Origin of the sequence: Pseudomonas sp. MONT-RG-20F-20-E-7-02 (assembly GCF_022662395.1) — a bacterium.
In the GTDB taxonomy this organism is placed as follows: domain Bacteria; phylum Pseudomonadota; class Gammaproteobacteria; order Pseudomonadales; family Pseudomonadaceae; genus Aquipseudomonas.
Genome location: NZ_JAKNQN010000015.1, coordinates 1 through 26,442, shown reverse-complemented (window position 1 = coordinate 26,442; position 26,442 = coordinate 1). Strand labels below are relative to the sequence as shown.

Sequence of the window (26,442 nt, the reverse complement as noted above, 5' to 3'; positions counted from 1 at the left end):
GGGAGCAAGCTTGTGTGGGCGCTGGCTTGCCTGCGATAGCATCAACTCGGTGTAACAGATAAACCGAGTTGCCGGCATCGCGGGCAAGCCCTGCTCCCACAGTTGATTTGAGTCCGGCTTTACTCTTCTTCGCTGCCTTGCGCACGCCAGTAGCCCACGGCCTTGAGGAATTCTTCATTGACCTGATGGGTGTCCAGCAGCACACGGCGCACCTGGCGCGACAGCTTGGTTTCAGTCGCCACAAAGCTGTACAGCGAGCCGCCAGGCAGCCTCAGGTTGCGCACGGTTTCGAGCAGGTCATCCTGGCCGCGTATCACCCAAATCACTTGCACATTCGCAGCACTTTGCAGCGCTTGCTGTTCCGCCGCATTGGCGATTTCAATCACCGCCAGCACCGTGCGGCCTGCCGGCAGTTCTTCAAGGCGCCGTGCGATGGCGGGCAGGGCGGTTTCATCGCCGATCAGCAAATAGCTGTCGAAGATATCCGGCACGATCATCGAGCCCCGTGGCCCGCCGATATACAGCTGCTGGCCGACCTGCGCCTGCTCGGCCCAGGTGGACGCGGGGCCATCGCCGTGCAGCACGAAGTCGATGTCCAACTCACCGATGCTTAGATCAAACCGCCGTGGCGTGTAGTCACGCATGGCCGGTTGTGGGCCGTCGCCCTTGATGCTGAATGTCGGGCTTTGCAGTGCGGCCAGTTCGGCAGCGTTCTGCGGGAACAGCAACTTGATATGGTCGTCGCTGCCCAGGCTGACAAAACCTGCCAGCTCAGGCCCGCCCAAGGTGATGCGGCGCATGCGCGGGGTGATGTCGACGACGCGCAATACATCCAGGCGGCGACGTTTGATTTCGTGGGTAACGCGATGGATAACTTGAGTATTCATTGGTCTTTCCCGTCGGCAATGGCTTGAGCGGTGCGATTGAGCAGCGCCGCGACACGAACGATTTCTTCCGGGCTCCAGCGCCCGTGATGCGAATGCAAGGCATGGCGCAGGTTATGCACCGCCTCGTGAATCTCCGGTGGGCGGTCCTGGCCGCGCAGCGAGCGTTTGCTGACGTCGATGCGCATGCGTACGCCGTCCAGGGCAACTGCCTGCTCGCTTAAGAAGAGACGACCGGCGTCGGTGATTGTGTAGCGTTTTTTTCCGCCGTCGGCGTCGCCCTGGATCAAGTCGCTTTCTTCCAGAAAGGTCAGGGTCGGGTAGATCACGCCGGGGCTTGGGGTGTAGGCGCCGTCGAACAGGCCTTCGATCCGGCGAATCAGGTCATAACCATGGCACGGCTGTTCGGCGATCAAGGCCGGCAGCAGCAGTTTCAAATCGCCGGGTGCAAATACCCGGGGGCCGCGACCGCGGCCGGCGCGGGGGTCAAAACCGTCGCGCTGGTGAGGATGGTCTCGCATGATGGGAGCCTCTGTGTGTGTCTAGATATAACGTAAGATATATCTTATGACCGGCGCAACCGCCCCCGACGGACGGTCTGCCAGCGACCGCGGGTTCTTTAGTTACTTAGTTTATAAAACCAAGTAAAGGCTATTGTTTTTTGAAGTCTGTCATCCCATTCTTACGGACAGTTATGGGTGTAAACCGTTCTCATTGGGCTCGATGTAGTCTGTTTCTTACAGTTCATACTAAAGTTTTGGCAAATTGCCATAATTTTCGTATATGTGTTGCTGTCACCAAGCTACGCGATTAAGGGAAACGGACGGCTTACATAATCAATCTTGAAGTAGAAACTTGCCTGGCTTCGAACGGAGCCTGATTTGCAATAAAACTAATTGGAAAGCAGGTGTCGCGTTTATCACGTGATGCCACTACCGGTTAAGTGCAATTCAGGGGCTACCCCGTTCTTCGCTTGCTTAATAAGTCCTACGCACCGCTGCGGCAGGGTTTTTTATGACATTTATCAATGTGTGAGTATCTGCAAATGAAAACCAAGATGAAAACTGCGCTGTTGTCCATCGGTCTGCTGGTGGGTTCGATTTCCGTGGCTCAGGCGTCGGATGGGACGATTACGTTTTTGGGCTCGGTTCACTCGGGGGCGTGCTCCATCAAGCCTGAATCCGTAGACCAGTCCATTCACCTGGGGGCGATCGCCAAGCATCAGTTGCAAACCGGCGGCAAGTCCGAAGCCCGTAGTGTGAAGATCGAACTTGAAGGTTGCGATTTGACCGGCCTCACCGATAACACCGTCACCACCACCTTTACCGGCGCTCCCTCCAGCACTGTTCCAGGTGCAATCGGCACCATCGGTGGCGCGGGCAACGTGGGCGTCATGATGACCCATGGCAGCAAACCCATCGTGCTGGGCACGCCGACCACCCCGCAAGCCATTTCCGTGGGTAGAAACACCCTGGAATTCGGAGCTTATGTGCAAGGCGCAGCGACCGGCGACATTGTCCCGGGCGATTTCAGCGCGGTAACCAATTTCACCTTGGCTTATCAGTAAGTTTTTCCCCCGCCACTATGCGTGGCGGGGGAATGCTGGCGGGAGATTAAGGTGAACACATTCATACGTCTCGCTATTGCCTCTTCATTGACCCTGTTCATCAGCCCTTACGGATTCGCGCAGGCGTATTCGCAAGGCGATGGCGTGGTCACGCTGGGTGGAGAGGTCGTTGACTCAGCCTGCGGGCTGGAAGCAGTCAGCGCCGACCAGACCATCGAGATGGACCCCGAACCCATCGGCCGGTTGTTGCGCCACACGATAGGGCGACCACAGCCCTTTCAGTTGCGCCTGGTCAATTGCACGTTGAGCCGCCCCGACCCGTCGCGCCCAGGTGCAAGCCTGCCGGACTGGGAGCATCTGCGGGTGACATTCGATGGCCCAAGCGACATGGACGGGCGCACGTTTGCGCTCTTTGGCAGCTCGGAGGGCGTGGCGCTGCATATCCAGGATGCCGCGGGCGAAGAGAGTGTTCCGGGTGTGCCGATGGCGTTGCGCCCACTGGTGGAAGGCGACATGACACTCCACTACACGCTGCGCCTGGTGGGCAACGGATGGCCGCTGGCGGCGGGACCACACAGTGCCGCAGTGCGTTTCAAGTTGGAATACTTTTGAACATTGATGGACTGCTTTCATGTTGAATAAGTCGAAGGTCAAACATGCGCTGGGCCCGAGCCTCTTTGGCGGGTTGATATCACTGGCAGGCACTGCGTTGGCTGCCGGGGATATTGAATTTAATACCGACGTTCTTGATCTGAATGATCGCACCAATATTGACTTGTCTCAGTTTGCACGCAGCGGGTTTATTCTGCCGGGCACTTACTCGATGGTCGTGCAGATCAATACCCAGTCTATAAGTGAACAGTCGGTTGCATTTTATCCCCCCGATAATGATCCCAAAGGCAGCCAGGCCTGTTTATCGCCCAGTCTTGTAGAACAGTTGGGCTTGAAAGAGTCGGGCGGGGCCAAACTCGCGTGGTGGAAAGGCGGGGAGTGCCTGGACATTGAAAGTTTGCCTGGCATGGACGTCAGTGGCGACCTGGCAACGTCCACACTGAACATTAACTTGCCCCAGGCGTACCTTGAGTACAGTGCGATCAACTGGGACCCGCCTTCGCGTTGGGACGAGGGCGTGCCGGGGGTGTTGGTTGACTACAACATGACCGCGCAATCCAGCCACCAGAGAAGTGAAGGCAACCGCACCAACCTCAGTGGTAACGGCACACTCGGCGCCAATGCCGGGGCGTGGCGGCTGCGCGCGGATTGGCAAGGGCGTGTCGAGCAAAACAGTGAGGGCGCCGCCCGGCACCAGAAGCTGGAGTGGAGCCGTTACTACGCTTACCGCGCCATCCCTGCGCTGAAGGCACGCCTGGTGGTGGGCGAGGATTACCTGTATTCGGACCTGTTCGACAGCTTCCGTTTTACCGGTGCGGCGCTCAAGTCCGATGAAAGCCAGCTGCCACCCAACTTGCGCGGTTATGCGCCGGAAGTGGTCGGCGTGGCCAAAACCAATGCCAAAGTCGTCATCAGCCAGCAGGGGCGTGTGCTGTATGAAAGCCTGGTGGCGGCTGGCCCCTTTCGCATTCGCGACCTCAATGACGCCGTGACCGGCAGGCTGGACGTGCGGGTCGAAGAGCAGGACGGCTCGGTGCACACCTCCCAGGTCGACACCGCCAGCGTTCCGTACCTGACGCGTCCAGGCCAAGTGCGTTACAAGCTGGCGACGGGGCGGCCGTCCAATCTTCAATACGGGGCCGACGGCGACGCTTTCGCAACGGGCGAGTTTTCCTGGGGCGTCAGCAATGGCTGGTCGCTGTTTGGCGGCGGTATCGGCGATAACAACTACCGCGCGCTTTCCGTGGGTGTGGGCCGCGACCTGCTGGCGTTCGGCGCGGTGTCGCTGGACGTTTCACGCTCCCACGCCGAGGTGTGGGACGAGACGCTCACGGGCAAATCCTATCGCCTTCAATACTCCAAGAACTTTGAGGAATACGACAGCCAAGTGACCTTCGCCGGTTACCGCTTTTCCGAGAAAAACTTCTTGAGCATGAGCGAGTACCTGGACGCTCGCCATTACGGGTTGAACGGCGAGCTCGGTGGGCGCGGCAAGTACGATGAAAACGGCGTGTACCGCGAGGGCTGGCGGCCTATCGGCGGCAGCAAGGCCCTGTATACGGTGACGGTAAACAAGCAGTTTCGTGACCTGGGCGCCACCGTCTACGCCAGCTACAGCAAGCAAACCTATTGGGAGCGGCCGGACACCCAGCGCTGGAACCTGTCGGTGGCGCGCTACTTCAACGTGGGCACCATCAAGAACATGAGCCTGTCGTTGAATATGTACCGCAGCCAGGAATTCAACCACAAGGACAATGGTCTGGCGCTGACCGTCAGCCTGCCCTTCGGGCGCTCCGGCACACTGTCGATGGACGCCAACAGAGCCGGGGGCCAGAACCGTTACACAACGCGTTACGCCGACCGTATCGATGAGCGCAACAGCTACCAGTTGTCCGCCAGCGACAACGGTGCCAGTGGTTACCTGAGCCATGTGGGTGACCAGGCTGACATCAACCTCAGCGCCAGCCAGCAGGAAGGCAGTTACACCAGCCTCAGCATGTCGGCGCGCGGCGGTGGCACGCTCACGCCTTACGGCGGAGCCCTGCATCGCACCAACAGCATCGGCGGCACGCGGTTGATGGTCGACACCGCTGGTGTGCCCGATGTGCCGGTACGCGGTTACGGCTCACCGACCCGCAGCAATGCCTTCGGCAAGGCAGTCATTTCCGATATCAGCAGCTATCAGCGCACGGCAGCCAGTGTTGACCTGGAGCATCTGCCGAGCAATGTCGAAGCGACTCAATCGGTCACGCAACTGACGCTCACCGAAGGCGCGATTGGCTACCGCTCGCTGGAAGTGATTTCCGGTGAGAAAGCCATGGCGGTTCTGCGCCTGCCCGATGGCAGCTCGCCGCCCTTCGGCGCCACGGTGAGGAACACCAAACAGCAGGACACCGGCATCGTGAATGACGGCGGCAACGTCTACCTGAGCGGCATTCAAGCCGGCGAACAGATGGTCGTCAGTTGGGGCGGCAGCGAGCGCTGCGTCCTCACGCTGCCCGGCACATTGCCCGCTGACGGTTTGACCGATGCCCTGCAACTGCGCTGCCAGATGGTGGCCGCCAACCCCTCCTTGCCCGAGCCAGCGGCGCTGACCGGCAAGCCAATCGACACGGAGAACACATCCTCATGATGCTCAATATACGCACCACACTGCCCGCTGCCGCGCTGCTGGCGCTGGGCTTGAGCCAAAGCGCCAATGCCGCCGTCGGCCTGGACCGTACCCGCGTGATTTTCGAGGGCGGTAAAGACGCCACCAGCGTGAACATCACCAACAACAATACCCAACTGCCGTACCTGGCCCAGGGCTGGATCGAGGACGAGGCGGGTAACAAAATCACCTCGCCCCTGACCGTGCTGCCACCGGTTCAACGCCTGGAACCCGGCAAACAAAGCCAGGTGAAAGTCCAGGCGCTGCCGGCAGCCAAGCTATTGCCGCAGGATCGGGAGACGGTCTACTACTTCAACTTGCGGGAAATTCCGCCGCGCACCGATAAAGCCAACACCCTGCAAATTGCGCTGCAAACCCGGATCAAATTGTTCTACCGCCCACAGGCCATTACGCCAAGCCAGCAAGACCTCTCCAACCCCTGGCAGGAAAAGCTGACCCTCACCCGCGAAGGCGATGTTTACCAGGTGCATAACCCGACGCCGTACTACGTGACGCTGGTGGATGCGCGCGCAAGCAAGGAGGGCAAGACCGTGCCCGGCTTCGAGCCCGTGATGATCGCGCCCAAAGGCTCGCAAACCCTGGGGCCAACGGCCAAGGCACTCGGCACCACGCCCTATCTGGCCTACGTGAATGACTACGGCGGTCGCCCGCTGATGGCCTTCACCTGCAACGGCACCACGTGCCAGGTCAACGCGCAAGTCTCACCGCCGATTCAGTAAGGCCTGCTGCCGGAGAACAACATGAAGTTGCACACACTGAAGCTCCTGGCCGGCCTGCTGGCCTTGGCGGGGAGCGCGCAGGCCCAGGCAGAAGAGGACATCGAAGGCATGAGCGGGATGCTCAACATTCGTGGGTCCATGCATGAAACCCCGTGCAGCGTGGAGATGACATCGCAGCATCAAACGGTTGACCTGGGCGCCGTCACGGCCGGCCAGTTGCAACGGCCGGGCGATCAGGCCATGCCGGTGACCTTTCAGCTGGGTTTCAGGGACTGCCAGCGCACCGCCGGCAGCATCCGTAATGAACGCACCGGGAACCTGACATGGAGCGCCTTTCAACCTGTGCTCTCGATATCGTTTTTAGCGCCGTCCGATGCCGAAGACACACGGCTGATCAAAGTACAGGGCATCACTGGCATGGGTTTGCGTATGACTGACGCCCTGGGGCGGGATGTACAGCTGGGCTCCAAGGGCGAACCGTTGGTGTTGCCCTTGGGCGACAGCACCCAGACCTGGACGGTTCGGCCCACGCGCACTTCGGCGCCGTTGACCAGCGGGGCATTTCGGGCCGTGGTGGATTTCAGGCTCAATTATGAGTGAGGGCAGCATGAGTGCTAAGTCAACCGGCTCGCGGGCCATTCTTATCGCGGGCGGCCTGCTGTGGGCTGTCAGCCAGGGCGTGCAAGCCGAGACCAGTTTGACCATCCGCGCGGTCATCATCGCGCCGCCGCCGTGTGTGATCAACGGCGGCAGTACCCTGGATGTGCCGTTTGGCAACGACCTGCTGACGTCACGGGTGGACGGCGTCAATTACCGTCGGGATGTGCCGTATACCGTCGCGTGCGACGCGCCGTTCAACAACGCAATGAAACTGGAACTCAGGGGCACCGGGGCAGCGTTTGATTCCAAAGTGCTGCTGACCCGCAAGCAAGACCTTGGGGTCAAGCTGTTCGTCAACGGCGCTGATTGGCCGCTGAATACGCCGGTGAATTTTACCTACCCAACCTTTCCAGCGGTGCAGGCGGTGCCAGTCAAGCGCGTGGGCAGCCGGCTGACGGGGGGCGCATTCGATGCCGCCGCCACCCTTGTGATCGATTATCAATGAAGAGGAGCGATCCATGACACGTTGGCAGCAGCGAGCGTTCCTCGCCTTGTGCTCCATCGGCCTGTGCAGCGGTGCGTCGGCCAACCTGACGTTCAGCGGAACATTGAACGAGCCACCGCCTTGCACGATTGATGCGGGCAACAGCATTGAAGTGGATTTTGGCGATATCGGGGTCAAGCGCGTCGACGGCGTGAGATACCGCAAGAGCGTCGGCTACATCATCAGCTGCGGCGCCGACACGCTCCCCTGGGAATTGAAGTTGAGTGTCAACGGCACACCCACGGGGTTTGACGGCGCAGCGGTGCAAACCAATGTGCCGGAGCTGGGCATTCGGATTTTCCAGAACAACGTGCCATTCCCGCTCAATACACCCATGGACATAAACCTGTCGTCACCGCCGATGTTGGAAGTCGTACCGGTCAAGCAGCTCGGCGCAGTCCTGGCCCCCGCACCGTTTGCGGCGGTGGCCACGCTGTTGGCTGAATACGAGTAGGAGTGAAGTCTATGCGACATGAACTGCTTCATAAGGCCTGGCCCTGGGCTGGCCTGGCATTACTGCTGACCTTCGGCCTGGTGCCCAAGGCCCAGGCGGCGGACAACCTGCGCTTCAAGGGCAACCTGGTTGAAGAGGCCTGCACCGTCCGGCCTGGCGACGAGGCCATCGTCCTCGAACTCTGGGACGTGACCAGCAAGCACCTCTATATCAACACGCGCACCCAGGGGAAGGGCTTCAAGCTGCACCTGCAAGACTGCGACACCACGATTGGCAAGACGGTAACCATCACCCTGGGCGGCACTGAAAGCATCAAGTTGCCTGGGTTGTTCGCCCTCGACGGTGGCAGTGCCGCGACAGGTATCGCGGTGGGTATAGAGACCCTCAACAACAAGCCATTGCCGGTGAACACGGTCAGTGACGAACAGGTGCTCAGTGATGGCAGCAATGTGATCGAGCTTAAAGCCTATGTGCAGGGCGAGCCGGATGCGATCCGGGATCAGACCATCGGGCCGGGTGCGTACACGGTGAGCTCCACGTTCACCCTCGATTATCCGTAGCGGTAAGCCGTCATTCATCGGCTGGCAACAGCTTTGGACATACTTCAACTCTCTTCCAGGCATGCGCACTGGTTATTCGGCAGGTGGTGCCTGGGTAGAGAGGTAATGAGACAAGAAAAATGAAACGACTTTATGGCGCCATGGTGCTTTTAGTCCTGCTGGCGGTTTCTACAACCGCCAGAGCCGTTGATTGCCGTGTAAATGGCGGCGCGTGGGTAACGGTAGGCGGGAACCAGAATATCAACTTGCAGGTGCCTGTCACCGTACGGCTGGACACCAACCAAAACCGAATCTTAATGGAAGGGGCTAGGCTGGAATGCCGATTCACTATCAGCCATAAAACGCCCTCTTGGGAAGAGGACTACTGGGCCACGGGTAACGGCGCAGCCTGGACGCCGGGTCCAAAATTCGCCCAGGAAAGAACCGGCTTGCGCATCAATGGAACGTACCGAGACACTCCGGTTCCGGTGGGGATCCGGGTGGCAACCATGCCTGATAATGCGGTCGCTTACCCGATTGATGTGACGCCTTATATTGTGATGCGCAATACGCCGGGTAACCCTTTCGATATACGCGTAGGCGACAACCTCGGGCTGTTGCGTATGGTCCAGACCAACAACTCGGGGAGTGGGCAGTCGACGCAACTCACGGTGACTTACAGCGCTGCCAACAACTTCACCGTGTCTCCGTCAACGTGCACGATCAACAACAACAACCCCATTGACATCAACTTCGGCAACGTACATCAGCGAGGCATCGGCACCGACCCGCTGACCACCACCATCCGCAGCGACCGCAGGCTCAATTACTCCTGCCCGGATGGCGGTATTACCACACCGATCACCATCACCTACAAAGGCACGCCGTCGTCGTTCGACACGCGCCTGCTGGTGATGAGCAACCCGGACGTGGGCACCGCCCTTGTGCGTGCCGGCTCTGCGGTACAGGTTGGTGGTTCGTTCCTCACCCGCATCACCAATAGCGTAGGCAGCGACGACGTCACGTTTACGCTGGTGCGGCGAAATGGCTCCCTGCCGGCGGCCGGGCCTATCAGTGGCAGCGGTGTACTAGTGATGGGGGTGCCATGACTTACTTATCTTTGAAACGACTCTATGGAGCCTTGGCGATTCTGGTCTTGATGGGTATAGGTGCGACGGCACAGGCTGTCGATTGTCGCGTGAATGGCGGGCCGTGGCAGACGGGCAACCCCAATTTATATGTGCCCGTTACCGTCCGCCTGGCCCCGGATCGTACGAGGGTTTTGCTGGAAGGTGCACGGCTTGAATGTAAGTTCTCCCCGTGGTCGGGGAGCCCCTCCTGGAGGGCGGACTATTGGGCGACCGGTAACTTGTCGGGGACACCTTGGACACCGGGTCCAAAATTCAGCGGCGAAGGCACGGGCTTGCGAATAAACGGCGCGTACCTGAATACGCCGGTCCAGAGCGGGATATTGGCCGCCACGATGCCGGACAACCTGGCCAGTTACCCCATCAATATCGACCCCTATATTCTGCTGCGTAACTATCCGGCGAACCCCATCGATATTCGAGTCGGGGATAACCTCGGTCTATTACGTCTGAGCAGTTCCAACAACTACGACGCCACCCGCCCGCAACTGACGGTGACTTACTCCGCCGCCAACAACTTCACCGTGTCGCCGTCAACGTGCACGATCAATAACAACAACCCGATTGATATCAACTTCGGCAACGTCCACCAGCGCGGCATCGGCACCGATCCGCTGACCACCACCATCCGCACCGACCGCAGGCTCAACTATTCCTGCCCGGACGGTGGGGTTAACACGCCGATCACCATCACCTACAAAGGCACGCCGTCGTCGTTCGATACACGCCTGCTGGTGATGAGCAACCCGGACGTGGGCACCGCCCTCGTGCGTGCCGGCTCTGCGGTACAGGTCGGCGGTTCGTTCCTGACCCGCATTACCAACAGCGTGGGCGGCGATGATGTGACCTTCACCCTGGTGCGGCGCAATGGCTCGCTACCCGCGGCGGGGCCCATCAATGGCAGCGGTGTACTGGTGATGGGCGTGCCGTGACTCACGCCTCACTCTGCCTGCTGAGCCCATCCGGGTTCAGCAGCACGCAGTGCTATCCATCCCCTTAAAGAGTGCTTTACAGGGCTGCTTTATAAGCTAGAGTGATTGCTCAAGTGTAAGCGCAGTGGAACTTGTTGTACCTTTTAATATATCCATCTCCTGCCTGGGTGCGATGTGTGAGTAAAGGATTACAGTAATCTCTTCCGTTAAATAATTCCTGTTTATAAAAGTGTAGTCCTGCTCTTACGGTCAATTCAAAAGTTTTGGCAAAAGGCCACCTTTTTCTTTCAAAGATCACACTTTAAACCCACACCGAGTAGGGACGTGGCTGGCATACCTGTTGGTTGAGTTAACGGATTCTAATGCAGCGTTGCAACACTGAGTGGGCGGGGTTAACGCGACTGATGTTAATGCGTTCAGACCCAGCGTTTGTCTCGATCTCGCCGTGCAGCGCCTCAACTAAACGTTAAAAACAGGTATTGACCATGTTCAAGAAACTCGCAGTTTGCCTCCCTCTGGCTGTCGCGGTATTAGGCGCTTCGGCTGCGATGGCCGCCAACGATGCCAGCACCCTCATTAACATCCGCGCCGATATTCCGACCAAGCAGTTCCACGCCCAGCCGCTGGACCCTGACTTCGGTCGTGACGAAGTCATGACCTACAACACGGTGAGCGGCGAGTTGAGCCAGCTGTCGACCGTCTTCACCCTGAAAAACACCGGTGGCTCGATCGATGCCTACCTGCAGGATGGTCCCGCAGCGCTCACCAACGGCTCCGACGCTATCCCACTGACCATCACCCTGGGCGATGTGACGCTCGATGGCACGCCTAAAGAAGTGGCTGCAGACGCGGAGTCCAATCCGGGCCTGCAAAAAACCATGGTGATCAAGGCGGCCAAGCCGACCGACGCACAAACCGGCCGATACGCCACGGTGTCCACCGTGATCTTCGATAACGTGCCGCGCACCACGCCATGAGTGCAGGTGGCCAATAAGGCCAGCCCTTATTGAACACGTCAGCCGGCTGCTTCCTGCGGTCGGCTTTCAACCGGTTTGCAGTTTGCCAACAGAGTATTGAGTTCATGTTCCCTTTGAGGCCCCTCGTGGCAGCCATTGCGCTCGCCACCTGTTCGGTCGTTATGGCCGCGCCTGATAACAACTACACCCCGCGCAGTTTGTTGTCTCAGGCTAAAGGTTTGCCGAGCGATTTCGAAGAGCACTTTTTCGATGTGCCGCTGGCGGTACGGGTCGAGCGGGATCAACAGTTCGTGGGCGAAGCGATGATTGTGCTGAGCCGGGATGACCGGCTTACCCTGCTGGAGTTTACCGACCACAGCGACAGCCCGATCAGCGGCACCGAACGTGATACCTGGGCGAGTTACCTCAAGCCCGGCATTCCCTTGGGGGCGTGCACTCAGGGCTGCCCGGAACAGTTGCTGGCGGTGCACTACAACCTGGAAAACTCCCTGGTCTCCATCCTCACCGAAAATGCCGAGCGTGATGCGGCCCCGCAGCAGTTTTACACCCAGCCCGACGGCGGCAGCACCGGGCTGATCATCAACCACCAATTGAACCTCAATGGCGGGCAGAACCAGGACCTGGGCGGGCGTTTCGGCATTGAAACCAGCAGCAGCCTGGGCAACTGGAGCCAGACCCTGAATATGCAATTGGCGCGCCTCGGTGGGCCGGATACCCAGCTTTACCACGCGCTTTATTCGGCTTACGCCCAGCGTGAGTTCGAGGGCCAGTTCTTGCGCCTGGGCTATTTCACCCCCAACGCCGAAGGCTTGAACCGCCAGCCTCGTTCATTCGGCGCGGCGCCGGATGTGGCCGTCGGGGTGATGGTCGGCAGCTCCGACAGCCTGGCGATCAACAACCCCAAGCCGAGCGTTTACCCGATCTACGTCACGTCCAACCGCCAGGGTTCGGTGGAGATCTACCGCAATGGCCTGTTGATCAACACCCAACCCGTACCGGCCGGTTTGCAGACGCTGGACACCCGGCCCTTGCCCGGCGGTATCTATGAAGTGGAAGTGCGCCTGATCGAAGACGGCCAGGTCACGTCCACCCGCCAGGAGCTGGTGTACAAGCCCAATAACTGGCGCAACCATGACGAGCGCTGGCGCTATAACCTGTTCGCCGGGCGTGAAAGCACCTTACTCAACAACTGGGAACAGCGTGACAAGGGCGACATGACCGCCGGTGCCTCGATCAACTACCTGGCGCACCCGCGCGTGGTCCTTGGCCTGTCGGGCCGCCAGGTGCAGGACCGCCTGCAGTTGGGCAGTTCCATCGACTGGAGCCTGGCCCAGAGCGCCAGTGTGTATGCCAACGTCTACCAGACTCGCGACTACGGCACTGGCATGGATGTGCAAGGGCTTTTCAGCTACGGCATGGGCAGCGTGATCGCCAGCCATAACCGCAGTTGGCTCGACACCCGCAACACCTACGAAACCTTGCCCGACGGCACACGCCTGCGCCAGCGCAACACGTTTGTCGGCCAGACCAGCACGTCATCGTTGTCGGTCAACCACCGTTTGGGCAACCAGAATTCCGTCAACGCCCGCGTCTCCCACAGTAAGGGCAATGTCGAAGGTGTCGGCCTGGACCTGGGCTGGTCCCGGCACGACACCCTGTTCGGCAGCGATGCCAACTGGCGCCTGTCGGTGTTCGACCGGCCCGCCACGGGCAGCCTCAGCGACAAGCGCAATCGCGGCGTCGACCTGACCCTCAACCTGGCCCTCGGCGGCCCTGGGGAAAGCTGGTCGGGCAGCATCGGTTCGCGCACCGCGCGCGAAGGCCAGCGCGATAACAACGCCTCGCTGACCTACCGCAAAGAACTCAAGGATCACGCCCTGCAAAACGTCTCGGTCACCGCCCTGACCGATGTCTACGGCGTGGGCCTGTCGAGCATGACCAGCTTCGCCACCGACACCCTGGCGGGTGATGCCTTTGCCCAGCGCTCGTCCTATAACGGCGATTTGACCGGCGGCCTCAACCTCAACAACACCCTCGCGGTGGGCGCGCAGAAGATGGTCCTGACCAGCCAGTACCACGGCAGCGGCTCGGGAATGATCATTGACGTGGAAACCGATATGGAGGGCATTGCCCTGCGTGCCGACGACATGACCGGCTCCAGCATGCCACTGCGGCCCGGGCGTAACTTCGTGCCCATCACCGCTTACAAGAGCAGCTCGGTGGCCTTCGACTTCGAGGGCAATCACCCGCCGGCCGCCACTATCCAGCCGGCGCGCACCGCTTACCACCTGAACAAGGGCGGGGTCGGCTACCGCAAGATCAGCGTGATGAAAACCGTGACCGTACTCGGTCGCCTGGTCGACCCGCAGGGCCGCCCGCTCAAGGGCCATCACCTCATCAACCACGCCAGCCGTGGGGTCAGCGAAGTGGATGGGTTTTTCTCGATGGAAATGAACGCTGGCTCACCGACCCTTGAGGTCCGCCGTGGCACCGAGTTGCTGTGCCGGTTCCGTCTCGACCCGAGCAAGGCGCGCAGTGAAAACGATGTGCTGATGATCGGTGATCTGCGCTGCACCCAAGACACCCTGGCCGACGCGTTGGTGGTGCCGCCAGCGGCGGGTTGAAGGGGTTGAAAAGGGCAGGTGGCCCGCGCCCCTGCGTCTGTTATTCGATGAGGTTCAACGCAATGAAACGAGTATTGGCATTCATGGGTTTTTGCCTGTTGGCCCACGGGGTTCAGGCAGGTCCCAGCATTAACGTCGGGGTGGTGTATGACTACTTGGATGGCGACAAAAGCACCTATCTCAAACGCATTTTCAATGGCGGCACCAGCACCGCTTTTGTGAAGGTCGAGATTCTGGAAATCGTCTACGACGCACAAGGCGCGGCCAGGGAAATACCCCTCCAGTCCCAGCCCGACAGCAGCGCCCGCGACGGCTTGATCGCCAGCCCCGCCCGGCTGATCGTGCCGGCCAACGGCATGCAGGGCACGCGCCTGGTCTACCTGGGCGAGCGCGGCCGCGAGCGTTACTTCCGGGTGCGCTACATCCCGGTGATGCCCGAAAAGGAGGACGCATTCGCGGTGTCCGAGGAAGAACGCGCGGCCTACCAAACCACCTTGCAAGCCGGGGTCAGCGTGCTGGCCGGTTACGGCACGGTGTTTTTTGTGCGGCCCAAGGACACCCGCTTCGACACCCGTATTGAAAACGGCGGTGCCCACTACACCCTGCGCAATAGCGGCAACAGTGTGATCGAGGTGGATGAGTTCAAAAACTGCGTGGCCGGCAAGCCGAATGACTGCCACCCCACCACCAAGAACCACGTGTTGCCGGGGCGCGTTTTCTCGTTCGACAAGCAAGCCGGTCGCGAGTACCGCTTCAAGCTCGTAGAAGGTGCGGCCCGCAAAGATTATGTGGTGAAAGAGTGAACCGCTCGATGCCGCAGTGGCGGTTGTCGGCGGTGCTGCTGTTGTGTGGGTTGGTGCTGCTGAGTTTTTCCGCCATCGCCGCCCGTGAAGAAGCGGTGTTCCACGTCTCGGTCAAGGTGCCCACCAGCGACTTTTTCGTGCTGGCGCTCAACCCTGGCTTTCTCGAGCGCGAGCAGGTCATGCACTACAACCTGGTGACCGGACACCTCAGCCCGTTGCGTGAACCCTTTGATGTGAAGAACGTGCTGGGCGGTATCAATGCGCGCCTGGGGTTTGCACCGGTACTGTCCAATGGCACTGACGTGATTGCCCTGCAAGTGACCTTCAATGGCCACCGCCTGGATGTGGTCGACACCCTCGTGGTGCCGGAGAACGAGGCCAGGGTGGGCAAGCGCGTGCCACTGGTGATTGCCGCCGAGCCGCCGCCCGTGGACGGCTACCTGCCGGGCCAGTACTACGGCAGCGTGCAGATTATTTTTGATGCGCTCAGGCCTTGATGCCGCCGACTCGATGGATGAGTAATAGAAATGAACCTCAAGACATTCAAGCAAAAGGCCATGGCCGCCGGTTTGGCGAGTGCGTTGTGGACTGTACCTGCAAGCGCAGAAACTCAGCAGATCACCGCCAGTTTCAGGCCGGACCCCACGAATGTGACGGCCAACAAGTTCAAGAACACCACACCCCAAAGCTCGATTTGCGCAGGGCATATCCCGGCCCAATGCAAGGCGTTGGGTATTTTCAGTCTGCGCTTTATCAACTTCGTAGCCAGTTCCCAGGCGCCCATCGTGGCCAACCATGCGGACCCACGAGCCGGGGCCTATTTCAAGGTGCCTTCATCGTTCAGGGACGTGGAGGTGCGCAATACCACAACCGGTGAACTGGAAACCGTGCAGGTGCGAATTGCCGGGCTCGGGGCGCTCTGGTCGTTGCCCAGGCCGCCTGGTGTTTCTGCATGGACGCAGCCGGGGGCCAATTGGGACACCCAGTGGCGGCGCGCGCCAAGCCCCTGCGTCAGCACCGGGCATCTGGCAGCATCCGCCTCTTATGCGTCATTTTTCTGGGTCGTACCCAAAGATGCCGGGGCGTGTAACCGTGTACCGTCGTCTGACCTTGCGTGGCTCAACTATTACACCCTGGAGTACGCCTACGAACTCGTCACCCCCAACCCCTTGGGCATGGCGTCCGGGCAATACGTGGGCAGCATGACGTACACCGTCGGTGGCGCGGGGGCGGACTTTGACTTTGGCGATAATATGATCCCCACCGGTGATAGCTCGCTCACCCTGGATTTCACCCTGGACGTCGACCATATCCTCAAGGTCGACGTGCCGCCCGGTGGCACCCTTGTCGAACTGGTGCCCCAGGGCGGCTGGCAAGCGTGGCTGAACCAGGGCCGTAAACCGACGCGCTTATTCAAGGACCAGACCGTCAACCTCTACGCCTCCTCGCGCTTCAAGATGAGCCTCGATTGCCAATATGCCGAGGCCGACAATACTTGTCGGATTCTCGATAGCGTATCCGGTGAGTCGGTGCCGGTGAACGTCAGTGTCAGCCTGCCCCACGGCATTACCGACCCGGCCGGGCGCCCGGTCAACCGTCGGCCGTTGCGCCGCGATGGCGTGGGCACCGAGCTGTTCCAGCCGACTTTTTATGTGGACCGCAAGCCCAGCACCCTGCATTTCGAGATCGAGCGGGACGAAGTGGAAAAGATGCTCAAGGTGGGTGAGTCGCGGGCTTATTCAGGCAACATCACGGTGATTTGGGATTCGGAAGTTTAGTGCCGATACACCTCGGCCCCACGCGTACAAGCGGTTCAGGCAACCGCGCCAGCACACCCGGGCTGCCCTTGAGTGGCAGCGCGAGGCAACTGCGCACTTTCGTCGCCAAGGCGTCAAAAGTGCTGTGGGACGCGCTGAACGCCTGCTCGATATCCGCCTGTTGCTGGTCGAGCAGGGCGTGCAGGCAGGCACTGAATACGGGCCCGGTGATCGGCGTATAGCGCAGGTATTGCCCGTCGCGTAACGTCTCACTGGCCTGGGCGCGATGGCGTTGAGCAACGTTGGCGAGCAGCAGGGTTTTGTCGTCGCCGCTCACCAGGCGGCGGCGCAAGACATTCTCCATGGCAGAGAAGTGCTCGAATATCTCAACCCCGAATTGCGGCGTATAAAGCACTGCCGGCCGTGGCCCATGCAGGTGCTCGGTCAGTATGAAGCAGCCGTTGAGCGGCGTGGACCCGTCAGGCGACGCTGTTGAATACAGGCTAATGCCGACGGTTTGCGGTGGCGTGGCGTTGTTCGAGGTTTCATGGAGTATCCGATTCTCGATCAAGTGTCGGCCCTCGGTCAGCGTCTTCAGGCGCGCGGTGACGCTGGCGACGGCTGTTAGCGCCGCAGCATCGCCAGGCCTGTTCTCCTGGGCCTGCTCAGCCAGGGCGAGCTGTTGCCGGGCATCCAGCAATTGCAGGTCCGCCTCAAGCGCAAACATCACCCGCTGCTGTTGGCTTACAGCCTCCAGCACGCTCAGGGCGCCGGTGCTGGCGTGGGGCGCTGACCAGAATGCCGCGAGCGCCTGCAAGTACAGGCTCAGGCTGTCGTGTCCCTGTGTCGACGTGCTGTCGTAAACGTACTCGTTGAGAAACACCGTATCGGGGCTCAGCGCACTGAATGCCTGGCGTAACTGAGCGTCCATCACCGTCACCAAGTCCGGCTGTGCATCCAGCAGATACTCAATGGCGGTGATACAGGTCTGTAACGCGCGGAGCATTTCCTCGGCAGTGGGCAGTGGGGGTAAAGGCATGGTTTGGATTCCCTGTGGCGATAGAGGTAACCGTGCAGTGCGGGCACCACACGCGAATGCCCACACTAATCACCTCCGGGAAAGCCACAGGAATACATAACCACTACAAGTCGGTGGGTTAGACGCCGGCGATCACCATGGCCAGGCGAGTCAGGCGTCGGCCCAGTTCCTTCTCATCCTCAAAGCCTTGGAGAAACAGGCTCCCGTACAGCTCGTCGCTCATGGGTTCGCCGGTCAAGAATGGCGCAGGGGCCATCTCCAGCGCGTCGGCCAGCTCGATCACGCGCTGGCGCAGTTGCGCGCCGGTGGCCTGGTTTTTTTGCTCTGCCGGCAGTTGCTCATGTGCGGCCCAGGCGTTTTGCGCCAGGCGCAAGCTTTCGATCGTTTCACCCACCTGTCTGTGCGCGTCTTCGATCTGGTCGTAGTCGTCGGCATGGAGGTTGCGCAAATAGTCGCTCCAGAAGTACTGCTCAAGCATTTGGTCCACCAGCCCTTCGTCCTGTTCTTCCTCGATCACTTTGTTGTAGGCACTGACCAATTGCCCTGCATCGACTTGAGCGGTGGTGCGGTAGAGCATGTGATCAGCCATCCAGGGCAGCTCCAGGCGTGCCTTCAGGCCAGTCTGGTAGGCGCCGTACACCTCGACTTCATCCAGGGTGCCCGGTTCGCCATTGACCACATCGGTGGTCAGCCGCAAGGGTGGGCCTGCACTGCCGTCGTCGTTGAGCGTGGGCGTGGCCAGGCGCCTCTGGATATCCCGATTGGCGATATGGTTGACCTTGTCCAACCGCGCCTTTTGTTTGGCCAGCAGCACCAGTGCATTGGTCCGCGCTTGCACAGTGGGCTTGACCCAGGCCTCCAGTTTCAGCACCTCAAAGCCCATGGCGTTGAACAGTTGGGCGCCGGCATCGGCGCATTGGGCCGGTGCGGCGGCGAGGTTGAACAGTGCGGTACGGGTTTCTTCATCACTGTCGGCAGCGCGCAGCAGGCGCAATACGTTTTGGCGCAAGTGGGTAAGGTTCTGTTGATAACGCACCAGGTCCGCCGGGTCCTGGACGACCTCGGGGGCCGGTGCCTGCTGGCTTTTTATAACCTCGAAAAAGCCCTGGGAGCCGTGCGCCTGCTCCAGTTCATCCCAGACTTCCTGCCAGCCTTGACGCAGCACAGGCGCCAAGTGGCCGAGCCAGAACTGGCTGTCCTCTGCGCCTCGCTGGGGGTAGGTGCGGTAAGGGTCCAGGCCGGCGGCGCGGCGGTAACTCACGACGCGGTCCTCAGCGTCGCGCTCCAGCTTGTGGCGGTCCAGACGTGTGCGGGCGATCAGTTCCGCTGACGCGGACCCGGGCTCGACGATGGGCACCTGGCTGATAGGTGTGTTCAGCAAGTTGAGGTGGAAAGCCTGCTTGCGGGGCAGCTCGAAGAGGCCTTCCGGCCATTGGCTGATGCGCGTGTTATTGAGCATCAGCACTTGCAGTGCGCGCATACGGCTGAGGTTGGGTGGCACGCTCAGGTGTGGGTTGTGCGAGAGGATCAGCACCCGCAGATGCTGCAGGTCTTGCAGCTTCTCCAACTGCTGGGAGGTCCAGTGAATGGGGTTTTCCGCCAGCCCCAGGTGCCTGAGCCGAGGCATGCCCGCTATGGCGTCCGGCAGTTTCTTGAGGCGCCTGCCGGTGATATCCAGGCTGCGCAGGTTGGGAAAGTTGTGCAGGAACGGGCTGTCGGCGTCGTTAAATTCGGTATCGGTCAAATTGATGCTGGTGACGTGGCTCAACTTGGTGTTGAGCTGCGGGAAGTTCTGTAAAAAGCCGTGGATGATTTCTCCGCGCAGGTCCAGCTCGCTGCCCAGTTGCCGGATGCCGGTGTCGGTTTCGTACCCCTTGGCCGATTGCTCCCAACTTTCCCTGATGTGCTTGGTCATGCGTTTTCTGAATAACTGTTCCGGCAGCGATGGCCGTAGGTACCGGCTGCCGGCAGCGGGGAGTTGCTGCCAGGTTTTGAGCTCTTTGAGCAGGGTTTTCTTTTGGGTTTCGAGTTCGAGTAACAGACGTTGCCCATCGGCCGTATTCAGGGAATGGGCGTAGGCCGTCACGTCTTCTTCGGTCAGTGTCGGATACAGCGCTTTGAGCCGTTCCTCGACGCTGGTACGGCCTATGCGCTGGCGCAGGGCGCTGAACATGGGTTTCTGCAGCAAGCGCAGGGTCTCTCGGCGCGGCTCGGCGAAGATCGGCGGTTCGGCCAGCACGGTACGGCGCTCGCTCGGTGGTTGCAGGGTTTGCTTGAGCCACTGGCGCAACGCCTCGCCTTGGCCGGGCGCGAAGCCCAGCGTGTCGGCGGGCACGGCGTGCAGCACGGCCTCATATAAATCCCAGGTGGCCTCTGGGTCTGCCCCGTGCAGCGCATACCGCCCTGGCGCGGTGCGTATCAGCAGGGTTTCGGTGGCCGGATCATCCGGGCCGACACGGCAGCGCAATTGCCCGCCAGGCAGTTGCTCATGAATGCTCAGGCGTTGATTGCCGAAGGCGTCACTGTGGATTCTCAGGGCATTGAGCAGCAGGCGTTCGGTGTCGGGCGTCGGTGCATCACCCTGGTAAAAGCCTTCATAGGCGTGGGTGGCTCGCGCTTCGAATTGCAGCTCCCGCGCCTGATGCCTCAGGCGCACCGACAGGCGCTGTTGTTCGTCCATGAGCCGCATTTCGGCGGGGCGCGCCTGGGCCAGTATCGTTTGGGCCAGGTGGTCGGGCAGGTCAGGGAACTGGCGTTGCAGCAGTAAACCATGGGCGCTTTTTGACTGGCGTTTGAAGCTATACAGATGCTCGAAAATGTCGTCCTTGCGCGATGCCACATAGCGGCTCAGGTGTTCTCGCAGTGCCTGTGCCCGCGTGTTGGGGTCGACGGGCAATGGCTTGCCGAGCAAGCCTGTGAGTTCGCTTTCGTCGAGGAAGTCCACCACGCGCTCGGCCAGCCGGCCTGCCAGCAGGTCTTCACGGCTGATGGACAGGGTCGCATCCGCCGCTGCGCCATGCAGGATCGGTTCGCCGCTCAGGTCAGGCGCCTCGAACACGGCGATGGCTTTGCCGCTGGGCCAGCCGTCCATGCGCGTGACCATATCGGCCGACCAGTAGGCGGCCTCACCGTTACCGGCAGGCGACTCGCTGAGGGTCTCGATGTGTTGGCGCAGTTCGAAGCGATCCAGGGTGTCGGCCAGCAGTGGTGGCGGTGCCTGGTTTTCGACGTACATTCGCCTCAGCTCGCCCGGTTCGGTGCCGCTGATGTCGCGCACCTGTTGCAGGCGTGCTTCGGGCCAGGTGGCGGTGGTCGGGCTCACGCGGCGCAACAGTTGCGACGCGTCCCAGGCCCTGGGTTCCTCACCTTCGAGCACCGCCGCGCCGCGACGGTTAAGTACCACCTCGGGGCGATAGGCGTCGGGCCGTTGTGGATGGATGACCCGGTGCTGGCCGCTGTTGGCGTCCTGGCTGACGGCGTAGTGCTTGTTGCCCAGGCGCAGGATTGTTTTGCCGTCGTGCTGATGAAAGCCCTGGGCGTCGGGTTTCGCGCCTGGGGGCAAGGTCACGGCGGTTTGCTCATAAGGGCTCAAGTCCGCATGCCATAACCGCTGTTTGCCATCGGCCAGGGTCACCGGCTTCAGCCCTTCGACAAACGCCGACAACTGGACGTGCGCCAGTTGCCCGGCGGCGCCGAAGGCGATCAGTTGCAGCACGTTTTCGGTCACCCCGACCACATGTTCAATCGCCTCCAGCCCCAAGCCTTCGGCCCAGTCCAACAGGCCTTCACACACTTCGTCGGCGAGTTGGTAAGCGGTATAGGCCAGCATCAACTCGCCCAAAAACGGCACGAAAGGGGTCACGACCAGCAACGCAGCATTGAGAATGTCCGCGAAGATCTTTTCCAGGTTGTCCCACCAGGCCCAGCGCGCCATGCGGTCGGCGTAAGCAGTGGGCACCGCCAGTTCACGCGCATCGTTGAGGATTTTATTGAGTTTGCGCCTGTACACATGTTCCCACAGTGCCGTGCGGATACGCGTCGCGCGAAACTGCAGCCGGGGGCGGTCCAGCGCCGTTTCGCGCCAGCTCGGCAGTGGGTCGCCGGGCACATGCGCGTGCCACTTCACCCCGCTCAGGCGCACGCCCATCTGGCTGAAGAAATGCCCCTGGTATTGATGCTCGACAAACCGGCTGAAGAATTTCTGGTAGTCGGGCTGGCGCAGTTGTCGGGTCAGCGCCTGCATGAACGCCACTGTCGAGGCGTAGCGCTTGAGCGGGTGCTGCGGGTCATCCGGCACATAGGCGATGACGGGCAGCGGTTGGCGGTGTTGCTCCAGGTCGGCGGCGATCAACACGACGCCGGTCAAGGTCGCGTCCAACAGGCTCAGGTCATGGCAGTGCGCGGCCTTGCCGTCGAGTGTCAGCCCCTGGCGGCCTTCGATCAGGTGGGTGATCAGTTGATGGTCCTGCGGCTGGATATCGCCTTTCATCAGCGCCATCTGCGCCGCGACCTTGAGGGCCGCCAGCTGGTTGACGGTCACACGGGCACGCAGCACGCCGTCCACCACCGGCTCGGTGCGGCCCAGGTAACGTTCAAGGTGCGTTTGATACTGGGCACCGATATCGAGGCTGCGCACCAGGTTTTTGAACTGCTGGACCGACAGTGTGTTGTTGAGCCCCAGCACCTCGAAACGGCCCGAAGCATCGGGCCGCGTGATGAACTGCGAGTCGGCGGTGAACACCTCGCTGTCGGCGAAGTTGTGCAACGCCGCGTCCAGCAGCGACACCGTGCGGCTTTGCACGCCGCCGCTGAGTTTCTTGACCCACCACGCTTGCTTGGCCGGCGCATACAGCCGCAGGCAGGTGCGCTGCACATCCACGTCGAGGTTGTAGTGCCGTTTCAGCGCGGCTTTTAACAAGGGCTCGGCAAACCCTTTGACGTCGGTGACCGGGGTCAGTTTCTGGTCGACCAGCGTTTGGGTTTTCCAGTGTTCGGCTATCGCGGTTTTCAACAGCTGGTGCTGCTGGGGCGAGGCGCTTTTGTACCAGGCCGGCAGGCTTTTCTGGCTGGTTTTCAAGGCATTGATGCTTGCGGTTGAGACTGTTTTTATCCAGTCGGGCAAGGCGTCCCGGATCAGTTCGTAGTGCGGGCTTTGAGCTTCGAGGGACGCGGTGGCAAGTGTCGTCATGACGGTGTTTTCTGTGGCAGGAAGGGCCCTCAGACTAGGCCCGCGCAGGGGCCTGCCAGGCGGTAATTGTCTATCGACAGGCGCTGCCGAGCGGCCTGCTGGTCAGCCCGGCGATTTTTTTCACTGCCGACTAGCCATCGGCGCGCACAGCGTCTGCTCACCCGGCTTCAAGTACGGCATAAGGATCGGCGCCATGCCTTTGAGCACCTGCACGGGCAGCGCCGAGGTGAAGCGGAAACCCTGCGCCGAGCTGCCGGGCACAAACGCGGTGAGTGTGCCGAAGTGCCGGTCGCCGATGTAAAACACAAAGGTGGCGGTGCGGTTGATCGACTTGGAACTGAGCACCCGCCCGCCGGCGCCGATGGCTTCAATGCGGTTGTCGCCGGTGCCGGTCTTGCCGCCCATGGCCAGTGGTGTGCCGTCGTCCAGCTTGAAGCTGCCGGCCACGCGCTTGGCGGTGCCGGCATCCACCACTTGCGACAACGCACCACGCAGCGCCCGCGCGACTTCTACCGGCATCACGCGTTTGCCTTCGGCTGGGTCGTTGATGACCTGGGTGTCATAGGGCGTGCCGGCTGCAAAGTGCAAGCTGTCGATGCGTACCACTTTTGCGCGCAGGCCATCGTTGAGGATGATCCCCATCAGTTCCGCCAACGCCGCCGGGCGGTCGCCGGAACTGCCGATGGCCGTGGCCAGGGACGGCACCAGGTGATCGAACGGATAGCCCACCGCCTGCCAGCGCTGGTGAATCTCAAGAAACGCTTCCACTTCAAGCATGGTGCGGATGCGGCTGTCGCGGGCGCTCTGATGGCGGCTCTTGAACAGCCAGCTGTAGACCTCCTGGCGCTCGAACTGGCTGGCTTTGACCACCTCGCTGAAGGACGCTTCGGGATGGTTGAGCAAGTAACCCAGCAGCCACAGGTCCAGCGGGTGAACCTTGGCGATGTAGCCCTGGTCGGGCAGGTCGTAGGTGCCGGGGCGGTAATCGTTGTAGAGCTTTTGCAGGCGTTCGTCGCTGAGTTTTTCGCCGGTTTTGACGCCGGTCAGGTGCGCGCGCACGAACAGGTTGAAGCTGGCCTGGCTGGCCTCGGGCAACAGGTAGCGGTGCACGGCGGCCAGGCGAATCGGCGTGGGGCGCAGGCCGTCGAGGAAGGTGTCGAGGCGCGCCTGGGTGTCTTTCTTCTGGTACTTCTTCCAGAACTTGCGCAGGAAGGTGGTGCCTTCGCGGTCAGCGAAATCGGCGAGATATTCCTGGCGGCGCGGGTCGCTGTCGTCCTTGAGCAGCGCGGCGCTGTTGTTGGCGCCGGAGTAGGTGGTGAAGCGCACCAGGTCGCGCATCAGGCGAATGAACGGCAGGTTGATCGACTCGCGCAATGCGTCGCGCAGGGTCGGGCTGCGGCCGTTGTCTTCGTTGCGAAAATTATGGAAATGATGCAAGCCGCCGCCGGTGAAAAAGCCTTCGTTGGGGCTGGCCGAGTAGGTGCGGTTGAGCGCGGCGTCGAGCATTGTCGCGAGGTTATGGTCGGGGTTTTGCGTGAGGTAATCCACGGCCCAACGCGAGAGCGGGTCCTGTTCGGGCACCTCGACTTTTTTCAGCGCGGCGGGGGCGAGTGCGGCGTATTTGTCGTGCAGCTCGGTGATGATTTGCAGGTAAGTGGTCAGCACTCGCAGCTTGGCGGTGGAGCCCAGTTCGAGCTTGCTGCCTTCGTTGATGTCGAAGGGCTGGTCGGTGTTGTCGGTTTGCACGCGCACCCGTGAGCCGTCCGGGGTCAGTTCGAACAAGGTGAAGCTGTAGCGCACTTGCGCGGTGTTGGCCGGGGTCAGCAGGCGTTCGCCGAGCAGCCCGACCTGGCGCGCGAAGTCGGGGTCGGCGAGGTGCTTGAGGTAATCGCTGACCTGGCCCTGCAACGGTGCTTGCAGAGTGGTGGTGGCCGACAGGTCGAGACGGTCCAGGTCGTACAGCGGCCGGTCGAGCAGGGCGGCCAGGCGCGCACGGGCCATGCTGATGCCTTTGTTGGTTTCCACCGGCTGCACGGTGGGTTGTTGCACCCAATCGCGGTAGCTGACGCTGGCCGCCAGCGCCGCCTGCAACAGCGCAGGGGTAATGACGCCGTTCTGCGCCAGCAGGCGCAGATGGCTGTCGGTCAGCTCGGCCAGTTCTTCGCGGCCTTTGGCCAGGTAGTGAGAAGGGCGGCGCTGGGCGATGATCAGCGACAGCACTTGCCGCAGGGCCAGGCCTTGTTCGGCGCTGACCGGGCCGACCAGCGCCTGGTTGACCCTGTTGAAATCGGCGCCGTACCACACCCGCAAACCTTCGGCCAAACCATGCACTTCGCCGTGGCCGGGCACCGCCGACAGCGGCACGCTGTTGAGGTAGTCACGCAGGATATTCTGCCGCGCCGGCAAGGTTTGCGGCCCGTCGCGATAGGCGCGCACGGCGGCGGAAAACATCTGCCGCAGTTTTTCCTCGCCCGACACCGTCAGGCCATCCGGGGAGTGGCGGTATTTTTCCAACTGCGTCGCCAAGGTGCTGCCACCGGCACTCTGGCCGGGCAGGTGCAGCACTTTGGCGACTTGCGACCATGCGGCCTTGGCAAAGCGCGGCCAATCCACGGCGGGGTTGGCCTGGGGCTGGCTGGGGTCAAGCAGGTCGCGGTTTTCGATGAACAGCAGGCTGTTGACCACCACCGGTGGAATCGCCGCGAAACTCGCATACAGCTGTTGTGGATAGTTGTACTGGTACAGCGGTTCGGCGCGGCAGTCGGTGATGGTCAGCCCGGCCTGGATTTTTTCCGCATAGGGCACAAACAGGCCTTTGGCGCTGTAGTCCATCAACGCCGGCGAAAAGCGCGCCTGGGCCTCAATGACATAGCCGCGCTTGAGCAGGCGCGGCAGGAAAGTGCCGAGGTCGCTGTAACCCAGGCGGCGGTCGAAGGGGCCGGCGCCGGGATAACGCATGGCCTGGCTGGGGCCGGGCTCGACCTGCCAGGTGAGGTCGTGTGCCAGGCGGCTGAGTTGCTGGGCCTGCAGGCGCGAGGTGCGCATCTCTTTAAGGGCAGCAAACCCCAGTGCCACCAACGCCATCAGCACGATCAACCAGAACAGGCGCCGCACATAGCGGGGCCTGGGTTTGTTTTTGGGTAGAGGCGCTGGGTCCGAACTGCCTTGTAATTTCGCAGCCTTGCTCGATTCGGTTTGCCACAGTGCGCCCATAGTCGATTGATCCTTAACGCAGATTGATCGGACTTGTCTGAAGCTTAGTCGCTGGGGGCTGAGTGCGAGGGAAATGTGTGTGATCGTTCCCACGCTCCGCGTGGTAACGCACCCTATGACGCTCCGCGTCACGACTTTAGGAGCCGGACGCAGAGCGTCCGTAGCGGCATT

20 protein-coding genes are annotated in these 26,442 nt (G+C 61.2%); 15 read left to right on the top strand and 5 right to left on the bottom strand.

Translation table 11 applies throughout. From position 1 onward, the window contains the following. Positions 1–119: 119 nt before the first annotated feature. Together L8I05_RS27920 and L8I05_RS27915 are read right to left on the bottom strand one after the other, a co-directional pair. A complete protein-coding gene (locus tag L8I05_RS27920) occupies positions 120–887 on the bottom strand; it encodes a siderophore-interacting protein (RefSeq protein ID WP_242175933.1) in 768 nt (255 codons plus the stop codon). Continuing rightward, complete coding sequence (locus tag L8I05_RS27915) at positions 884–1,405, bottom strand: PadR family transcriptional regulator (protein ID WP_159954443.1); 522 nt, start codon at positions 1,403–1,405, stop codon at positions 884–886. The genes L8I05_RS27920 and L8I05_RS27915 overlap by 4 nt, the downstream gene beginning before the upstream one ends. A gap of 536 nt (positions 1,406–1,941) precedes the next feature. On the opposite strand from L8I05_RS27915, the gene L8I05_RS27910 reads away from it, so the two are divergent. From L8I05_RS27910 to L8I05_RS27840, 15 genes are all read left to right on the top strand, one after another. Continuing rightward, positions 1,942–2,451 carry a fimbrial protein gene (locus tag L8I05_RS27910; protein ID WP_197624766.1) on the top strand — a complete coding sequence of 170 codons (510 nt, stop codon included), beginning with the start codon at positions 1,942–1,944 and terminating at the stop codon, positions 2,449–2,451. 51 nt (positions 2,452–2,502) lie between these two features. After that, the gene (locus L8I05_RS27905; RefSeq protein WP_242175923.1) at positions 2,503–3,063 is read left to right on the top strand and encodes a fimbrial protein; all 561 of its coding nucleotides are present in this window, start codon (positions 2,503–2,505) and stop codon (positions 3,061–3,063) included. A 19-nt stretch (positions 3,064–3,082) separates the two neighbouring features. Then, on the top strand, positions 3,083–5,695 hold the full coding sequence (locus L8I05_RS27900) for an outer membrane usher protein (RefSeq protein ID WP_242175913.1): 2,613 nt from the start codon (positions 3,083–3,085) through the stop codon (positions 5,693–5,695). Next, positions 5,692–6,453 (top strand): fimbria/pilus periplasmic chaperone, encoded by a 762-nt coding sequence (locus L8I05_RS27895; RefSeq protein WP_242175887.1) that lies wholly within the window; start codon positions 5,692–5,694, stop codon positions 6,451–6,453. Before L8I05_RS27900 ends, L8I05_RS27895 begins: the two co-directional genes overlap by 4 nt. A gap of 21 nt (positions 6,454–6,474) precedes the next feature. Further along, positions 6,475–7,053: a fimbrial protein gene (locus L8I05_RS27890; protein WP_242175882.1), complete on the top strand. Its 579-nt coding sequence runs from the start codon at positions 6,475–6,477 to the stop codon at positions 7,051–7,053. Positions 7,054–7,060: 7 nt separating this feature from the next. Beyond that, complete coding sequence (locus L8I05_RS27885) at positions 7,061–7,558, top strand: fimbrial protein (RefSeq protein ID WP_237235729.1); 498 nt, start codon at positions 7,061–7,063, stop codon at positions 7,556–7,558. A gap of 13 nt (positions 7,559–7,571) precedes the next feature. Then, positions 7,572–8,051, top strand: coding sequence for a fimbrial protein (locus L8I05_RS27880; RefSeq protein ID WP_242175874.1), 480 nt, complete (start codon positions 7,572–7,574; stop codon positions 8,049–8,051). Positions 8,052–8,062: 11 nt separating this feature from the next. Continuing rightward, positions 8,063–8,611, top strand: coding sequence for a fimbrial protein (locus L8I05_RS27875; RefSeq protein ID WP_159954451.1), 549 nt, complete (start codon positions 8,063–8,065; stop codon positions 8,609–8,611). A 119-nt stretch (positions 8,612–8,730) separates the two neighbouring features. Further along, positions 8,731–9,699 (top strand): fimbrial protein, encoded by a 969-nt coding sequence (locus L8I05_RS27870; protein ID WP_242175872.1) that lies wholly within the window; start codon positions 8,731–8,733, stop codon positions 9,697–9,699. Between the two features lie 11 nt (positions 9,700–9,710). After that, positions 9,711–10,670, top strand: a complete 960-nt coding sequence (locus tag L8I05_RS27865) for a fimbrial protein (protein ID WP_242175870.1) — start codon at positions 9,711–9,713, stop codon at positions 10,668–10,670. Positions 10,671–11,155: 485 nt separating this feature from the next. Then, the gene (locus L8I05_RS27860) at positions 11,156–11,647 is read left to right on the top strand and encodes a CS1 type fimbrial major subunit (protein ID WP_242175853.1); all 492 of its coding nucleotides are present in this window, start codon (positions 11,156–11,158) and stop codon (positions 11,645–11,647) included. 104 nt (positions 11,648–11,751) lie between these two features. Continuing rightward, positions 11,752–14,271 (top strand): TcfC E-set like domain-containing protein, encoded by a 2,520-nt coding sequence (locus L8I05_RS27855; protein ID WP_242175850.1) that lies wholly within the window; start codon positions 11,752–11,754, stop codon positions 14,269–14,271. 62 nt (positions 14,272–14,333) lie between these two features. Then, entirely contained in the window at positions 14,334–15,074 is a 741-nt protein-coding gene (locus tag L8I05_RS27850) for a molecular chaperone (protein ID WP_242175841.1), read from the top strand. Then, positions 15,071–15,571, top strand: coding sequence for a CS1 type fimbrial major subunit (locus tag L8I05_RS27845; RefSeq protein WP_242175832.1), 501 nt, complete (start codon positions 15,071–15,073; stop codon positions 15,569–15,571). The genes L8I05_RS27850 and L8I05_RS27845 overlap by 4 nt, the downstream gene beginning before the upstream one ends. A gap of 30 nt (positions 15,572–15,601) precedes the next feature. Beyond that, complete coding sequence (locus L8I05_RS27840; protein WP_242175821.1) at positions 15,602–16,852, top strand: hypothetical protein; 1,251 nt, start codon at positions 15,602–15,604, stop codon at positions 16,850–16,852. Here the strand turns inward: L8I05_RS27840 and L8I05_RS27835 are convergent. The 3 genes from L8I05_RS27835 to L8I05_RS27825 all read right to left on the bottom strand — a co-directional run bounded on the left by L8I05_RS27835 (position 16,824) and on the right by L8I05_RS27825 (position 26,271). After that, on the bottom strand, positions 16,824–17,870 hold the full coding sequence (locus tag L8I05_RS27835) for a hypothetical protein (protein WP_242175811.1): 1,047 nt from the start codon (positions 17,868–17,870) through the stop codon (positions 16,824–16,826). The two genes, L8I05_RS27840 and L8I05_RS27835, sit on opposite strands and share 29 nt — an antisense overlap. A 118-nt stretch (positions 17,871–17,988) precedes the next feature. Beyond that, positions 17,989–23,058 (bottom strand): DUF6543 domain-containing protein, encoded by a 5,070-nt coding sequence (locus L8I05_RS27830; RefSeq protein WP_242175801.1) that lies wholly within the window; start codon positions 23,056–23,058, stop codon positions 17,989–17,991. Positions 23,059–23,178: 120 nt separating this feature from the next. Further along, complete coding sequence (locus tag L8I05_RS27825) at positions 23,179–26,271, bottom strand: transglycosylase domain-containing protein (protein ID WP_242175785.1); 3,093 nt, start codon at positions 26,269–26,271, stop codon at positions 23,179–23,181. Positions 26,272–26,442: the final 171 nt, after the last annotated feature.

What these genes read in the sequence shown, in the direction of transcription:
- L8I05_RS27920 (WP_242175933.1), bottom strand. Translation starts at nt 887, where the DNA reads ATGAATACTCAAGTTATCCATCGCGTTACCCACGAAATCAAACGTCGC.
- L8I05_RS27915 (WP_159954443.1), bottom strand. Translation starts at nt 1,405, where the DNA reads ATGCGAGACCATCCTCACCAGCGCGACGGTTTTGACCCCCGCGCCGGC.
- L8I05_RS27910 (WP_197624766.1), top strand. Translation starts at nt 1,942, where the DNA reads ATGAAAACTGCGCTGTTGTCCATCGGTCTGCTGGTGGGTTCGATTTCC.
- L8I05_RS27900 (WP_242175913.1), top strand. Translation starts at nt 3,083, where the DNA reads ATGTTGAATAAGTCGAAGGTCAAACATGCGCTGGGCCCGAGCCTCTTT.
- L8I05_RS27895 (WP_242175887.1), top strand. Translation starts at nt 5,692, where the DNA reads ATGATGCTCAATATACGCACCACACTGCCCGCTGCCGCGCTGCTGGCG.
- L8I05_RS27890 (WP_242175882.1), top strand. Translation starts at nt 6,475, where the DNA reads ATGAAGTTGCACACACTGAAGCTCCTGGCCGGCCTGCTGGCCTTGGCG.
- L8I05_RS27885 (WP_237235729.1), top strand. Translation starts at nt 7,061, where the DNA reads ATGAGTGCTAAGTCAACCGGCTCGCGGGCCATTCTTATCGCGGGCGGC.
- L8I05_RS27880 (WP_242175874.1), top strand. Translation starts at nt 7,572, where the DNA reads ATGACACGTTGGCAGCAGCGAGCGTTCCTCGCCTTGTGCTCCATCGGC.
- L8I05_RS27875 (WP_159954451.1), top strand. Translation starts at nt 8,063, where the DNA reads ATGCGACATGAACTGCTTCATAAGGCCTGGCCCTGGGCTGGCCTGGCA.
- L8I05_RS27870 (WP_242175872.1), top strand. Translation starts at nt 8,731, where the DNA reads ATGAAACGACTTTATGGCGCCATGGTGCTTTTAGTCCTGCTGGCGGTT.
- L8I05_RS27860 (WP_242175853.1), top strand. Translation starts at nt 11,156, where the DNA reads ATGTTCAAGAAACTCGCAGTTTGCCTCCCTCTGGCTGTCGCGGTATTA.
- L8I05_RS27855 (WP_242175850.1), top strand. Translation starts at nt 11,752, where the DNA reads ATGTTCCCTTTGAGGCCCCTCGTGGCAGCCATTGCGCTCGCCACCTGT.
- L8I05_RS27850 (WP_242175841.1), top strand. Translation starts at nt 14,334, where the DNA reads ATGAAACGAGTATTGGCATTCATGGGTTTTTGCCTGTTGGCCCACGGG.
- L8I05_RS27840 (WP_242175821.1), top strand. Translation starts at nt 15,602, where the DNA reads ATGAACCTCAAGACATTCAAGCAAAAGGCCATGGCCGCCGGTTTGGCG.
- L8I05_RS27835 (WP_242175811.1), bottom strand. Translation starts at nt 17,870, where the DNA reads ATGCCTTTACCCCCACTGCCCACTGCCGAGGAAATGCTCCGCGCGTTA.
- L8I05_RS27830 (WP_242175801.1), bottom strand. Translation starts at nt 23,058, where the DNA reads ATGACGACACTTGCCACCGCGTCCCTCGAAGCTCAAAGCCCGCACTAC.
- L8I05_RS27825 (WP_242175785.1), bottom strand. Translation starts at nt 26,271, where the DNA reads ATGGGCGCACTGTGGCAAACCGAATCGAGCAAGGCTGCGAAATTACAA.